This is a genomic window from uncultured Sphaerotilus sp. (genome assembly GCF_963924895.1).
In the GTDB taxonomy this organism is placed as follows: domain Bacteria; phylum Pseudomonadota; class Gammaproteobacteria; order Burkholderiales; family Burkholderiaceae_C; genus Sphaerotilus.
Map to the genome: position 1 here is coordinate 1 of NZ_CAWURG010000021.1, position 13,009 is coordinate 13,009.

10 protein-coding genes are annotated in these 13,009 nt (G+C 70.0%); 6 read left to right on the forward strand and 4 right to left on the reverse strand.

Annotated features, from left to right (window positions below; translation table 11 throughout):
- A partial coding sequence (locus tag AABN02_RS08670; protein WP_338414529.1) for an Hpt domain-containing protein occupies positions 1-355 on the forward strand: 355 nt, incomplete at its 5' end.
- The gene (locus AABN02_RS08675) at positions 352-2,490 is read left to right on the forward strand and encodes an EAL domain-containing protein (RefSeq protein WP_338414530.1); all 2,139 of its coding nucleotides are present in this window, start codon (positions 352-354) and stop codon (positions 2,488-2,490) included. The genes AABN02_RS08670 and AABN02_RS08675, both read left to right, overlap by 4 nt.
- 146 nt (positions 2,491-2,636) lie before the next feature.
- Here the strand turns inward: AABN02_RS08675 and AABN02_RS08680 are convergent, their stop codons facing one another.
- Complete coding sequence (locus AABN02_RS08680; RefSeq protein WP_338414531.1) at positions 2,637-3,203, reverse strand: single-stranded DNA-binding protein; 567 nt, start codon at positions 3,201-3,203, stop codon at positions 2,637-2,639.
- Positions 3,204-3,330: 127 nt separating this feature from the next.
- Between AABN02_RS08680 and AABN02_RS08685 the strand changes: the two genes are divergently transcribed.
- The 3 genes from AABN02_RS08685 to AABN02_RS08695 all read left to right on the forward strand — a co-directional run bounded on the left by AABN02_RS08685 (position 3,331) and on the right by AABN02_RS08695 (position 8,071).
- The gene (locus AABN02_RS08685) at positions 3,331-4,692 is read left to right on the forward strand and encodes a chloride channel protein (RefSeq protein WP_338414532.1); all 1,362 of its coding nucleotides are present in this window, start codon (positions 3,331-3,333) and stop codon (positions 4,690-4,692) included.
- 40 nt (positions 4,693-4,732) lie between these two features.
- Complete coding sequence (recQ, locus tag AABN02_RS08690) at positions 4,733-6,655, forward strand: DNA helicase RecQ (RefSeq protein ID WP_338414533.1); 1,923 nt, start codon at positions 4,733-4,735, stop codon at positions 6,653-6,655.
- A 111-nt stretch (positions 6,656-6,766) separates the two neighbouring features.
- Positions 6,767-8,071 (forward strand): ATP-grasp domain-containing protein, encoded by a 1,305-nt coding sequence (locus AABN02_RS08695; RefSeq protein WP_338414534.1) that lies wholly within the window; start codon positions 6,767-6,769, stop codon positions 8,069-8,071.
- Positions 8,072-8,080: 9 nt separating this feature from the next.
- Here the strand turns inward: AABN02_RS08695 and AABN02_RS08700 are convergent, their stop codons facing one another.
- From AABN02_RS08700 to AABN02_RS08710, 3 genes are read right to left on the reverse strand one after another with little or no spacing between them, the layout of a single operon-like run.
- Positions 8,081-8,407 (reverse strand): hypothetical protein, encoded by a 327-nt coding sequence (locus AABN02_RS08700; RefSeq protein ID WP_338414535.1) that lies wholly within the window; start codon positions 8,405-8,407, stop codon positions 8,081-8,083.
- Positions 8,408-8,458: 51 nt separating this feature from the next.
- Positions 8,459-8,869, reverse strand: coding sequence for an Ig-like domain-containing protein (locus AABN02_RS08705; RefSeq protein WP_338414536.1), 411 nt, complete (start codon positions 8,867-8,869; stop codon positions 8,459-8,461).
- Positions 8,870-8,928: 59 nt separating this feature from the next.
- Positions 8,929-10,728, reverse strand: a complete 1,800-nt coding sequence (locus AABN02_RS08710) for an alpha/beta fold hydrolase (protein ID WP_338414537.1) — start codon at positions 10,726-10,728, stop codon at positions 8,929-8,931.
- Between the two features lie 207 nt (positions 10,729-10,935).
- Here AABN02_RS08710 and AABN02_RS08715 point away from each other — a divergent pair, with 207 nt between their 5' ends.
- Positions 10,936-12,999 (forward strand): phosphate transport regulator, encoded by a 2,064-nt coding sequence (locus tag AABN02_RS08715; RefSeq protein WP_338414538.1) that lies wholly within the window; start codon positions 10,936-10,938, stop codon positions 12,997-12,999.
- Positions 13,000-13,009: the final 10 nt, after the last annotated feature.

The window sequence follows — 13,009 nt, forward strand, 5'->3', positions numbered from 1 at the left end:
CAAGCAGCTCCAGATCGGCGGGCGCGTGCGCCCGGCCCTGGTGGCCAAGGTGATCGGTCTGTTCCTGGCCGACACGCCGCCGATCCTCACCGAACTGGCCCAGGGCCTGGAGCGCAGGGACCAGCGGGTGGTCGAGCGTGCTGTGCACACGATCAAGTCCTCGGCCAACTCGGTGGGCGCGTTCGCGCTCTCGGAATTGGCCGGACTGGCGGAGGGCCACGCCAGGCGCGGATCGCTGGATGCCGTGCATGCGCATGTCAGCGAACTCCATGGGCTGTTCGACGCTGCGGCCGCGCAGCTGGAGGCTCTGCGCGGCGAACTGCTCCAGTCTCAAACCGACGCCGTCGCATCATGAAACCAGCAGACCGCTGCCAGACCGTGTTGGTCATCGACGACGACGCCATCGTCCGCCTGATGGCGACAGAGGCGTTGGGTGACGCTGGATATCAAGTCGTCGAAGCGCCCGACGCCGAGCGCGGCTTGGAGCAATTCGCCCGCGGTGGTGTCGACCTCGTGCTCTTGGATGTGATCTTGCCGGGGATGAATGGCTTCGAGGCCTGTGCCAAGCTGCGCGCGCATGTCGCGGGCGCGAATGTCCCGATCATCGTGATGACCGGGCTGGACGACCGGGGCTCCATCGCGAGCGCCTACGATTCCGGGGCAACCGATTTCATCACCAAGCCCATCACCTGGGATCTGCTGCCCTACCGCGTGCGCTACGCCCTGCGCGCCAGCGATGCGTTCCAGGAGACCTTGCGCAGCCGATCGCTGCTGAGCCGCTCGCAATCCATGGCCAACATGGGCAGTTGGGAGTGGCGCCGCGCCGACGACAGCATGGCTTGGTCCGATGAAATGCACCGCATCATCGGCACGACGTCCGGGTCAGTGGACGCGCCGGCTCGCACCATCCTGTTGACGCATGTGCATGCCGATGACCGGATGCTGGTCGAGCGGGCGATCGCTGGCGCCATGGACCACGGGCTGGCTTTCAGCATCGAGTTTCGAATTGTCCAGCCGAACGGGATGGTGCGCCGCTTGCTCGAGCAAACCAGCATCGAGCGTCTCGCCGACGAAACCATCGTCGCCGTGCACGGAATCCGTCGCGACATCACCGAGCAATCCGATGCCAATGAGCGCATCCGGTCCCTGGCGTTCTTCGATCCCCTCACGGGTCTGGCCAATCGATCGCTGTTTCGCAACATGGTCCAGCACCGGCTCGCCAATGGTTCGGGGCAGGGCACACGCTGTGCGGTGCTGATCGTGGACATTGATCGGTTCAAGCTGATCAACGAGACGCTTGGCCCGCAGATCGGCGACGAAGTCCTCAAGGCCGTCGGACTTCTGCTTCGCGACTGCCTCAGGGCGGCCGATCTGAAGGGATCGACCCGACAGGCACCTGCCGAGGAACGCATTGCCCGGTTGGGTGGCGACGAGTTCACGATTCTGTTGGGGGACATCGTCGATCCGCAGCAAGCCAATCAGGTCGCTCAACGCATTGTTCGCGTGCTTGGCGAACCGATCGTCGTTGGCGGGCATGAATTGACCGTGAGTGCGAGCATCGGCATCAGCATGACCCCCAACGACGGGCATGACACGGACTCGCTGCTGAGAAACGCCGGCACCGCGATGCACGCGGCCAAGCAGGACTTGCAACATCGAATCCGGTTCTACGACGGCGCCATGAGCGCTGCGATCAGCCACAAGGTCCTGATCGAGACGGAACTGCGTCGTGCCATTCCCCAAGGGCAATTGCGGGTGTACTACCAAGCGAAGGTCGACGTCCGATCTTCGCGTGTGGTGGGCGCCGAGGCGCTGCTGCGCTGGATGCATCCGGACCGAGGATTGACCGGACCGTTCGAGTTCATTCCGATTGCCGAAGAGTCCGGGCTGATCGTGCCCCTCACACAGTGGGTGATCAACGAAGTCTGCCGACAGTTGGCCGCATGGCGCACAGAAGGCCGTCGACTCGTTCCCGTATCGATCAATCTGGATGCGTCGAGTTTGCAGAGTCCGGTGCTGGTCGACGCCGTCGCGGCAACATTGAAGGAGCACGGCCTGCACGCATCGGCCATCGAGTTCGAGGTCACCGAGAGCAGCCTCATGCGTGACCTCGACCAGGCCAGCAGGACCTTGCAGGCACTGCGCGACATCGGCGTGAAACTGTCGATTGACGACTTTGGGACCGGTTATTCGTCGTTGACGTATCTGAAGCGCTTCCCGGTCGACGTCCTCAAGGTCGACCGAAGCTTCGTCAAGGATTTACCCGCCAACACCAGCGATGCGGCACTGACGACGGCCATCATTGCGATGGGCCACAGCCTCGATCTGGAGTTGGTCGCCGAGGGCGTGGAATCCTGGGAGCAGGTGGACTTCCTGGCAGCACGTCGCTGCTTCCTGGTGCAAGGGTTCTTGTTTGCAAAGCCATTGCCGCCGGCGGAGTTTGCCAACCTGGTCCAGTCGGGACCACTGGCACGTCGGGCGCCGAGATAGCGGGCACGCTCAACCGCGGTTCGCGGTGCTTGTCTGGCAACTGAGTTCCGCATGAGGCCAAAGGACGGCCAGGACGCCAACAACAAAAAGCCCCAAGCGACAACCACTTGGGGCTTTTTACTGACCAGTCCGACGCAGCCAGATCGTCAGAACGGAATATCGTCATCCATGTCATCAAACCCCGTCGACGACTTCGGCGCCGGAGCCGGTGCCGGCCGCGGCGCGGGCGCCCGCGGCGGCGCAGCCGGACGGGGTGCCGCCGCACGCGGAGCCGGGGCGGGCGAGTAACCGCCACCGCCACCACCACCACCACCCATGTCGTCGCCGTACTCGGTGCTGCCACCGCTGCTACGACCACCAGCACCGCCGCCGCCATCCTCGCGGCCACCCAGCATCTTCATCTCTTCCGCGACGATTTCAGTGGTGTAGCGGTCATTGCCTTCCTTGTCCTGCCACTTGCGGGTCTTCAGGCGACCTTCGACGTAGACCGGACGGCCCTTGCGCAGGTACTCGCCCGCCACTTCGGCCAGACGGTCGTACATGACCACCGAGTGCCATTCGGTTTCTTCGACGCGTTCGCCGCTGTCCTTGTTCTTCCAACTGCGGGCGGTGGCGATGCGCAAGCTGCAGATGGCCGAGCCGCTGGGGGTGTAACGCATCTCGGGGTCGCGCCCGAGGTTGCCGATGAGGATGACTTTGTTGACGGAGGCCATGGCCGCTCGCTCCTGTGGGTGCTGTGCTGTCCGGCGGCAGGACGCGGGGTCCGGGCCGGAATGTGTGACAAGTTGGGGGACAATTGTGCCGCACAGGGCGCCCGTGGCGCTCTCCCTCCGACTGGTGATGCCACCCCCCGACCGAACTTCCCTCTGGCGCACGCTGCGCGATGCGCTGTTGCAGGGGCGCCCCTGGATCGACCGCGCCGTCGTGCTGACCTATGCCGTGCTGACCGGGCTGGCGGTGGTCGGCTTTACGCTGCTGACCGAGCTGGCGACCGCGACCCATCTGCAGCTGCGCGGCATGGGCTGGTTCGGCGCCGGGCTGGCGCTGGTCTGGACGCCGCTGCTGACGGTGGCGGTGCTGATGTGGACCCGCCGCTTCGCCCCCGAGGCAGCCGGCTCGGGCATCCCGCAGGTGATCGCTGCGCTGCACGACGACATCGCGCCCGCACGCGCCTCGGCCCTGGTGTCGCTGCGGCTGGCGCTGCACAAGGTGGCGTTGACGAGCGCGGGCCTGCTGGCCGGCCTGTCGATCGGCCGCGAGGGGCCGACGGTGCAGGTCGGCGCGGGTGTGATGCAGCACGCGCGGCGCTGGCTGTCGCCCGCCAGCGGCATCGACGCGCACGATCTCATGGTGGCCGGCGCCGCCGCGGGCGTGGCCGCCGCGTTCAACACGCCGCTGGGCGGCATCGTCTTCGCCATCGAGCAGCTCACCCGCCGCCGCGACCTCCAGCACAGCAACCTCACCATCGCCGCCATCGTGCTGGCCGGTCTGGTGTCGATCTCGGTGTTCGGCAACCACAGCTACTTCGGCGCGCTGGTCGTGCCGCGGCTGGACTGGTCGCTGCTCGGGCCGGGACTGGTGGTGGCGCTGGCCTCGGGACTGGCGGGCGGGCTGTTCGCGCGGCTGCTGGTGGTCTGCGCGCAGGGCGGTGACCGGATCAGCCAATGGCGCGGGCGGTTTCCGCTGCGCTTCGCCGCAGCGTGCGGGCTGGCAGTGGGCGTGATCGGGCTGGTGACCGGCGGCGCCACGGCCGGCGCGGGCTACCACCCGACCCGCGCGCTGCTCGAATTCGGCGAGGACGGCCTGCCGCCGCTCTACACGCTGCTGAAGTTCGTGGCGACCTGGCTGTCGGCGTGGAGCGGCGTGCCGGCGGGGGTGTTTGCACCGTCGCTGGCGATCGGCGCCGGAGTGGGGCACGACGTGGCGCGGCTGGTCGGGCTGGCCGGGCGGCCGGAGGCGGTGGCGCTGGTGGCGCTGGGCATGGTGGGCTTCCTGTCGGCCTCGACGCAGGGGCCGATCACCGCGTTCATCATCGTGATGGAGATGGTCTCCGGGCAGGCGATGGTGCTGAGCCTGATGGCCTGCGCGCTGCTGTCGAGCGGGGTGGCGCGGCTGGTGAGTCCGTCGATGTACCTGGAGCTGGCGGTGCGCTGGGGGATGCCGGCGGTGGCGCCCGGCCGGGTGTCTCCCCAATCAGGGTGAGATCCGGCGCGGTGGGGCTCGCGTACCATCGGCGCCACCCATGAACGCCCTTGCCACTCTTTCCCCCGTCGCCCGCCAGGTCCTCGCCGAAGTCTTCGGCTACCCCGCCTTCCGCGGCCAGCAGCAGGCCATCGTCGACCAGCTCATCGGCGGCGGCGACGCGCTGGTGCTGATGCCCACCGGCGGCGGAAAAAGCCTGTGCTACCAGATCCCCGCCATCGTTCGCCACCGCGCGGGGCAGGGCGTCGCGATCGTCGTCAGCCCGCTGATCGCGCTGATGCAGGACCAGGTCGGCGCGCTGGACGAGGTGGGTGTCGAGGCCGCCTTCCTCAACTCGACGCTCACGCCGCAACAGGCTGCCTCGGTCGAGCAGGGCCTGCTGTCTGGCCGGCTGACCATGCTCTACGCCGCGCCGGAGCGGCTGCTGACGCCGCGCTTCCTCGCGATGCTGGAGTCGCTGCACGAGCGCGGCCAGCTCTCGCTGTTCGCCATCGACGAGGCGCACTGCGTCAGCCAGTGGGGCCACGATTTCCGCGAGGAATACCTGGGGCTGTCGGCGCTGCACGAGCGTTTCCCCGACGTGCCGCGCATCGCGCTGACCGCGACCGCCGACGACCACACCCGCGCCGACATCGTCGAGCGGCTGCAGTTGCAGGACGCCAAGCTCTTCATCAGCAGCTTCGACCGCCCGAACATCCGCTACACCATCGTCGAGCGCGACAACGCCCGCACGCAGCTGCTGCGCTTCCTGCGCGACGAGCACGAGGGCAATGCCGGCGTCGTCTACTGCGGCAGCCGCAAGAAGGTCGAGGAAACCGCCGCGTGGCTGCAGGACGAGGGCATTCCCGCGCTGCCGTACCACGCCGGTCTGGACGCCGGGGTGCGCAAGCGTCATCAGGACCGCTTCCTGCGCGAGGAAGGGCTGGTGATGGTGGCGACCATCGCGTTCGGCATGGGCATCGACAAGCCGGACGTGCGCTTCGTGGCCCACCTCGACCTGCCCAAGAACATCGAAGGCTATTACCAGGAGACGGGCCGCGGCGGGCGGGACGGCGCACCGGCCGATGCCTGGATGACCTACGGCCTGGCCGATGTCGTCAACCAGCGCCGCATGATCGACGAGAGCCCGGCGGCCGATGACTTCAAGCGTGTGCAGCGCGGCAAGCTTGACGCGCTGCTGGCGCTGGCCGAGGCGCACGACTGCCGGCGCGTGCGGCTGCTGGCGTATTTCGGCGAAGACAGCCAGCCCTGCGGCAACTGCGACAACTGCCTGCACCCGCCCGTCACCTGGGACAGCACCGACGCGGCGCGCAAGGCGCTGTCATGCATCTACCGCTTCGCCCAGCATGGCCGCGAGCACCACGGTGCGCGCAGCTTCGGCGTGGCCTACCTGATCGACGTGCTGCGCGGCAAGCGCACCGAGAAGGTCGAGCAGTACGGCCACGCCTCCTTGAGCACCTTCGGCATCGGCGCGGACCTGAGCGAGCAGCAGTGGCGCGCGGTGCTGCGGCAACTGGTGGCGCTCGGGCATGTCGTGACCGAGGGCGAGTACGGCACGCTGGCGCTGACCGACACGGCGCGCACGGTGCTGCGCGGCGACGTGCAGCTGCGCATGCGCACGCCGGCCGAGGCGCCACGCCGCAGCCGCTCGCGCACCCGCGGTGGCCCGGCCGCAGGCACCGACGCCGCGCCGCGCGGACCCAAGGTGGCACCCGCCGATCTGGACGAGCGGCAGATCGCCAGCTTCGAGGCGCTGCGCCAGTGGCGCGCCGACGTGGCGCGCGAGCACAACCTGCCCGCCTACGTCGTCTTCCACGACGCCACGCTGGCCGAGATGGCGCGCCGCCAGCCGGCGTCGCTGGCGGAGCTGGGCGGCATCAGCGGGGTCGGGGCGAAAAAGCTCGAGGCCTATGGACAGGCCCTGCTGCAAGTGCTGCAGCAGCAGCACGCGGGAGAAGCGTGATTTATTGGGGAATCCACACCCCTTGAATACGGGTTCCACGCGGTATCAATTGTTTCAAATGAAGTAGAAAGAAGGCTGTATTTCACGTGACTGCAAGGTCGCTCCGTGCACATGCCCAGCCGTACCAATCCGCCGTTTCTTCCCGCCGTGGTGCTGTCCTGCCTGGGCGCGCCGGAGGCTGATCTGAACCTCGTCCGCTCGCTGGGCGAGCAGGGCGTGCCGGTGATCGTGGTCTCCGAGGAGGTGCAGCCGCCGTCCAGCCGCTCCCGCCACTGTGTCGCCTTCCACCATGTGCCCGGCTTCAGCCGCGAGCCGGCGCGGCTGCTGGCGACGCTGGTCGCGTTGCAGCGCGAACACGGCGCGTTGCTGCCGGTGTTCCCCTCCGCCGATCCCGACCTGACAGCCTTGCTGGCGCTGGAGCAGGAACTGGCAGCGGTGTGCCGCTGCATCACGACGCCGGTCGAGGTCGCGCGGCTGCTGATGGACAAGAGCGCCTTCGGCGAGGCGGCCGAGCAGCTGGGCCTGCCGGTGCCCCGCACCTACAGCCCGCGCACGCTCGTGGAGGTCGAGGCGCTGAGCCGGGTGGTCGACTATCCCCTGATCCTCAAGCCGGCGCACCCGGTCGCCTGGAAGCACCCGGACGTCGAGCCCGCCGTGGCGCGGGCCAAGGCGCTGCTGGTGGACGAGCCGCGGGAGCTGATGCGGCTGTGCTGCATGCTCGCCCCGCACGGGCTGGAGGTGCTGCTGCAGGAATACATCCCCGGCCAGGACGAGGAGCACTACAGCGTGCACGCCTACATCGACCCCGATGGCCGCGCGCGCGCGAGTTACACCGCGCGCAAGTGGCGCACCTACCCGGTCCATGCCGGCAGCGGCTGCCATGTCGAGAGCGTGCACCAGCCGGCGCTGGAGGCCGAGGCGGTCGAGATCCTGCAGATGCTCGACTTCCGTGGCATCGCGAACATGAATTTCAAGCGCCACGCCCGCAGCGGCCGCTTCATGCTCATCGAGATCAACCCGCGCATCAGCCAGACCAGCCTCCTGGCGGCGCGGGCCGGGGTCAACCTGGCGTGGCTGGCCTACTGCGCCGCCTGCGACCGGTCACCGCTGCCGGTGCCTCCGAGGCGCTTCGGCCTGCGTTACCTGAATGCCGGGCTGGACTACCGCGCCTTCCGCACCTACCGCCGCCTGGGGGAGTGGAACTGGGGCGAATACCTGTCGACCGTGCTGCGGCCGGGGCTGGTCTACCAGTACGCCAGCGTCCGCGATCCGCGACCCTTGCTGCATCTGGTGCGGGCCTCGATCACCCGCCGGTTTTCCAGGCCGGCCGCGCCACAGCGCCACACGGCACCGGACAGCCACGCGCACCCGGGCCCGGTCGGCGATCTGCCCGGGATGATGGACCGGCCGGGATAAGCCGAAACGCTACTTGCGGATCTCGGTCACCGCCCCGCTCGCCGCCGCACCGACGGCCTGCGCGCCCTGGCGGGTGGTTTCCCAGGCACCGACCGCAGCGTCCTTCACCGTGCGGCCGATCTCGCGCCCGGTCTGACCTGCCGCCGCACCGACCTCGCGTGCACCGTGGGCCACGGCAGCGCCAGCCTCCTTCGCGTCCTTGGCCACCACCTGGCCGGAGGAGCGCGCCTGCTCGGTCATGCCCGGCCCGGACGGCTGCTGGGCACAGCCCGCGCAGAGCGCAAGCAGCAGCGCCGCGGCCAGGGCGGAGGTGAGGGCGGTGTGTGGTCGCTTCATGGGATTCATGTCCAGGGGAGGAGTCGTTCGATGGGGGTGTGCCACACCGGGTCAGCGCTGCACCAGCACGCTCACCCAGGCGCTGTCGGTGATCTGTCCTGCGTCGTCCACCGCCCGCGCGAGGTAACGCACGACGCCGCTGGGGCTGTCCGGCAGCACGGTGTCCCAGGCGTAGGGCAGGAAGGTGTCCGTGCCCAGCCGCACGACGGCGCCGTTCGGCTCGACCCGGTAGAACTCGACCCGCGCCACGGCGTAGTCGTCGCTCGCCGCGGCCGACAGCCGCACCGGATCACCGGCTCGGGCCGAGGTCACGCTGGTCACCAGCCCCACGCTGGGCGGCAGGTCGTCGTAGCCGCCGCCTTCCCAGCCCAGATAGAGGCCGCCGCCACAGCCGACCAGTGCGGCGGTGCTCAGAAGCAGCGCCAGAGCGGCGCCGCGTAGGGGAGGAAGCAGGGTTGACATGCGCCCGCATGCTACGCCCTGGCCTGCGGGCGGGCAATCAGACCGGCTGAACCCCAGTGTCAGTCCGCGTACCGGGTCTGCACGTACTCACCCGGCGCGGCAGCGACCACTGCGGCCGGTTCGATCGCCCGGGCCGGCACCGTGCCGCGGCTGTGCGTGCCGAGCCAGTCGTTCCACGCCGTCCACCAGGAACCCTCGTGGGGCACCGCGGCGGCCTGCCAGTCCTCCGGGCTTTGCCACGGGTCGGTGGCTGCGGTGACCCGCAGCGCGTAGTGGCGGTGCGGGTGGCCGGGTTCGCTGACGATGCCGGCGTTGTGGCCGCCGCTGGTCAGCACGAAGGTGACTTCGGTGTCGGACAGGCGCAGCAGCTTGTAGACGGACTTCCACGGTGAGACGTGGTCCTTTTCCGTGCCGACGGCGAAGATCGGCACGCGAATGTCGGACAGCGAGACCGGCGCCCCCTCGACGAGGTAGCGCCCCTCGGCCAGCTCGTTGCGCAGGTAGCAGCGGCGCAGGTACTCGCTGTGCATGCGCGCCGGCATCCGGGTCACGTCGGCGTTCCAGGCCATCAGGTCGTTGGACTGGGTGCGCTCGCCGAGCAGGTACTCGTGCATCTTCGTCGACCAGACCAGCTCGCGGGCGTGCAGGAACTGGAACGATCCCGCCATCTGCTTCCCGGTCAGGAAGCCCCGGTCGGCCATCATCGCTTCGAGCAGCTGCACCTGCGACTCGTCGATCAGCGCGCCCATCTCGCCCGGTTCGGTGAAGTCGGTTTCCGAAGCCAGCAGCGTCACGCTGGCCAGCGGCGCCTGCTGCACTGCGCTGGCGACCTGCTGCGGGCGGGCCAGCGCGGCAGCGGCCATCGACAGCAGCGTGCCGCCCAGGCAGTAGCCGCAGGCGTGCACGGGCTGGTCGGGGACCAGTTCGCGGATGCGGGCGAGGCTGTCGAACACGCCCCACTGCAGGTAGTCGTTCAGGCCGATGCCGGCGTCGCCCCGGTCGGGGTTCTTCCAGCTCAGGATGAAGACGGTGTGGCCCTGGCCGACCAGCCAGCGCACCAGGGAGTTCTCCGGGCTCAGGTCGAGGATGTAGTACTTCATGATCCACGACGGCACGATGAAGACCGGCGCGGCCTGCACCACGTCGGTGGCGGGCGCGTACTGGATCAGCTCGACCAGCCGGTTGCGCATCACCACCGCGCCGGGCGTGAGCGCCACCTCGGTGCCGGGGCGGTAGCTGTGTTCGGGCAGCGCCAGGGGCGTCAGGCCGTGCTGCAGGCGCCAGTCGTCGGCGGCGTTCTGCGCGCCCTCGACCAGATTGGCGCCGAGGCGCTCGCGGGTGACCTGCACCACCTCGGGGTTGAAGGGCAGGTTGCTCGGGCTGAGCGTGTCGAGCCACTGCCGCGCCATCGTGCGCACGACCTCGCTGTGGTGGCGCGTCAGGCCGGGCAACTGGGTGGCGTCGTCCCACCAGCGGGCGCTCTGCTGGTAGGCGTGCACCACACCCGGCCACGGCCACTGCTGCCACGCCGGACTGGCGAAGCGGGGGTCTGCGGCCTCGGTGCTGCCCTCGGGCGGGCATCCGCCGCTCGCGCAGTGGCCCAGCCACTCGACCACGCCGGCCTGCGCCTGCGCGGCGAGCCGCAGCGCCTGGCCGGGCTGGCTCATCAGGTGCTGGGCCCAGTCCTGCCAGGCCAGCGACAGCGAGATCGGCGACAGGCCGCTGGTCAGGGCTGCCGAGCGGGCATGGACCAGCTGGTCAAAGGCGGCAGCGGCTTCGGCCGGGGTCGGGCTGGCCGGTGCAGTCGTGTGGAGGCCGGGAAGGGCCGATTCAGGCAAGGAACGGGTGGCTTGCAGCACGGGGCATCCTGTGGCGGCAGTGGGAACAGGGTTGATTGAACCGCTTTGCGGCGCCCGTGGCATGACATCGCGCCACTTGCTTGAGCGAAGTCAACTCCGGGCCTCCCCGCGGACCCGTGCCACGCAACGGTCACAGACGCCGCCCAGACTGGTCGGCACAAGACCGGCAGGGCGCCCAGCTCCGCCGCAACCTGGGGATCTCCTTCCATGGACAAGCAAGCTGCCGTCGCTTCACTCGGCCAGACCTCCCTCCTGCGGCCCGCCTGGGTGCAGGCGGCGCTGGCGGCCAACGACCGGCTCAAGCTGGCGCTGACCCTGCTGCAGGCCGCCGCGGCCCATGCGCAACAGCCGGCCGAGCCGCTGCAGGACCTGCGCGCCGAATGCGCCGCGGCCGGTCTGAAGGGCCGCTGGCTCGACGAACTCCAGGCCGGCGCGACGCTGCAGGGCGAGGACCTCCTGCTGCCCGAGGCCGCACGGCTGGCGGCGTTGCTCCACGAGGAGCTGACCACCATGGCGCGGCCGGTCACGGGGCTGCCGGGTGAGGCGGACGCGGCCACCGATGCCGAGGCCACCGCCTTGCGCCAGCGCCGCGACCACTGGCTGCAGGACCTGGCCCGCTGGAAGGCGGACTGCGCACACGGCAGCGCCGCCCTCGGCCCCGACCACCTGCGCGCGCTGACCCACGGCCACCGCGGCAAGCGTGGCCAGCACGCCGACGACAGCCTGCACCTGCTGGTGATGGACCTGCACAAGGCGCTGAACCGCCTCTCGGCCACGCTCGCCAGCGAGGTGATCGACGGCGCCCACGCCTGGCAGATCGGCCCGCAGGACCGCCCGCGCATCGCCGCCTTCATGCGCGGTCTCGGCCGCACCCGCGCCCTCAAGCTCGACCACCCCGGCCTCGACACCGCCGCGACCCGCGACGGCGCGCACCTGCTGATCCAGAACGACATCGGCACCAACGACGCGCACGTGCTGGTGGTCCAGGTGGTCGATGGCGAGACCGTCGACGGTGCCTCTGCGACCCCCGGCATCCGCCTGACCTACTCCGACCTGCACAAGCCGCGCTTCGCCTTCTTCCAGGCGCGGCTGGCCGAGCTGGGCGCGCAGTGGTCGGCGCCGCAGTCGCAGGTCCGCGCCGATCTCAACGAGGGCGCGGCCTACCAGCTCGGCACGGCCACCTTCACCTGCGCCGACGAGGCCGCGCTCGCGCTGGCGCTGGAGGGCATCGGCGCCCGCATCGTCTTCCTGATCGACTGGAACCGCGCCCGCAAGCGCCTGCAGGCCTTCGTGGCCAAGCCGCTGGCGGTCGAGGTGCTGCGCGAGGCGGTGCAGCGCGAGGTCGGCCACCGCGCCTGGCTGGAGGCGGGCGGCGAGCAGCTCGTCTTCGACGCGATGCAGGACCTCGGCCCCGGCGCCTTCCGCATCGGCGACCGGCTGGACGCCGTGCTCGGCGAGGCGGCGGCGCAGGCTTTCCTGGTGGACGTGCTGGCGCTGGCCTGGCGCGCCCATGCGGCCCACCAGCCCGCCGCGCTGGTGGCCGACGAGACCCGGCTGCTGCTGACCCGCCAGATGCAGCAGCACCGCACCGAGTTCGATCTGCTGACCGAACACGCCGCCTGGGTGCAGGCCCTGGCCGAAGCGGTCCACGAGGCGCTGGCCGATGGCACGGTCGATGGTGGCGACGACCGCACCGAGGCCGCCGCCCGGTTGGGCGCGCGGGCCAAGACCTGGGAACGCCAGGCCGACCACCTCGTCATGCGGGCGCGCACCCAGGCCGAGCGGCAGCCGCGCTGGCGTTCGGTCGTCGCGCTGATGGAGCTGGCCGACGATGTGGCCGACGCGCTGGAGGAAGCCGCCTTCCTCATCACGCTGCTGGCCGAGCAGCGCCGCGGACACAGCCGCAAGCCCCTGCACGGCGAGGTCCGCGCCGCGCTGCAGGCGCTGGCCGAGACGGTGCTTGGCGCCACGCAGGACCATGTGCGGGCGCTCGCCATCCTCTGCGGGCTGGGGCAGGGCAGCGACGCGACCGACCAGGACGCCTTCGTCGCCGCGACCTGGCGCGTGCTGCAGGCCGAGCGGCGCTGCGACGAACTGCTGCGCGAGGCCCGCCGCGCGCTGTGCCGCCATGTGCCGGAGCCGGCCGTGCTGATGCTGGCCAGCGACCTGGCCGCCAGCCTGGAGCTGGCCTCCGACCGGCTGCTGACGCTGGAGTACCGCCTGCGCGATCTGGCCTTCCGCCGGGTCGAGTCCCCCAGCGTGCTGGGCTGAACCGGAGTTC

What these genes read in the sequence shown, in the direction of transcription:
- AABN02_RS08695 (WP_338414534.1), top strand. Translation starts at nt 6,767, where the DNA reads ATGCCCAGCCGTACCAATCCGCCGTTTCTTCCCGCCGTGGTGCTGTCC.
- AABN02_RS08700 (WP_338414535.1), bottom strand. Translation starts at nt 8,407, where the DNA reads ATGAAGCGACCACACACCGCCCTCACCTCCGCCCTGGCCGCGGCGCTG.
- AABN02_RS08680 (WP_338414531.1), bottom strand. Translation starts at nt 3,203, where the DNA reads ATGGCCTCCGTCAACAAAGTCATCCTCATCGGCAACCTCGGGCGCGAC.
- recQ (WP_338414533.1), top strand. Translation starts at nt 4,733, where the DNA reads ATGAACGCCCTTGCCACTCTTTCCCCCGTCGCCCGCCAGGTCCTCGCC.
- AABN02_RS08675 (WP_338414530.1), top strand. Translation starts at nt 352, where the DNA reads ATGAAACCAGCAGACCGCTGCCAGACCGTGTTGGTCATCGACGACGAC.
- AABN02_RS08705 (WP_338414536.1), bottom strand. Translation starts at nt 8,869, where the DNA reads ATGTCAACCCTGCTTCCTCCCCTACGCGGCGCCGCTCTGGCGCTGCTT.
- AABN02_RS08715 (WP_338414538.1), top strand. Translation starts at nt 10,936, where the DNA reads ATGGACAAGCAAGCTGCCGTCGCTTCACTCGGCCAGACCTCCCTCCTG.
- AABN02_RS08685 (WP_338414532.1), top strand. Translation starts at nt 3,331, where the DNA reads ATGCCACCCCCCGACCGAACTTCCCTCTGGCGCACGCTGCGCGATGCG.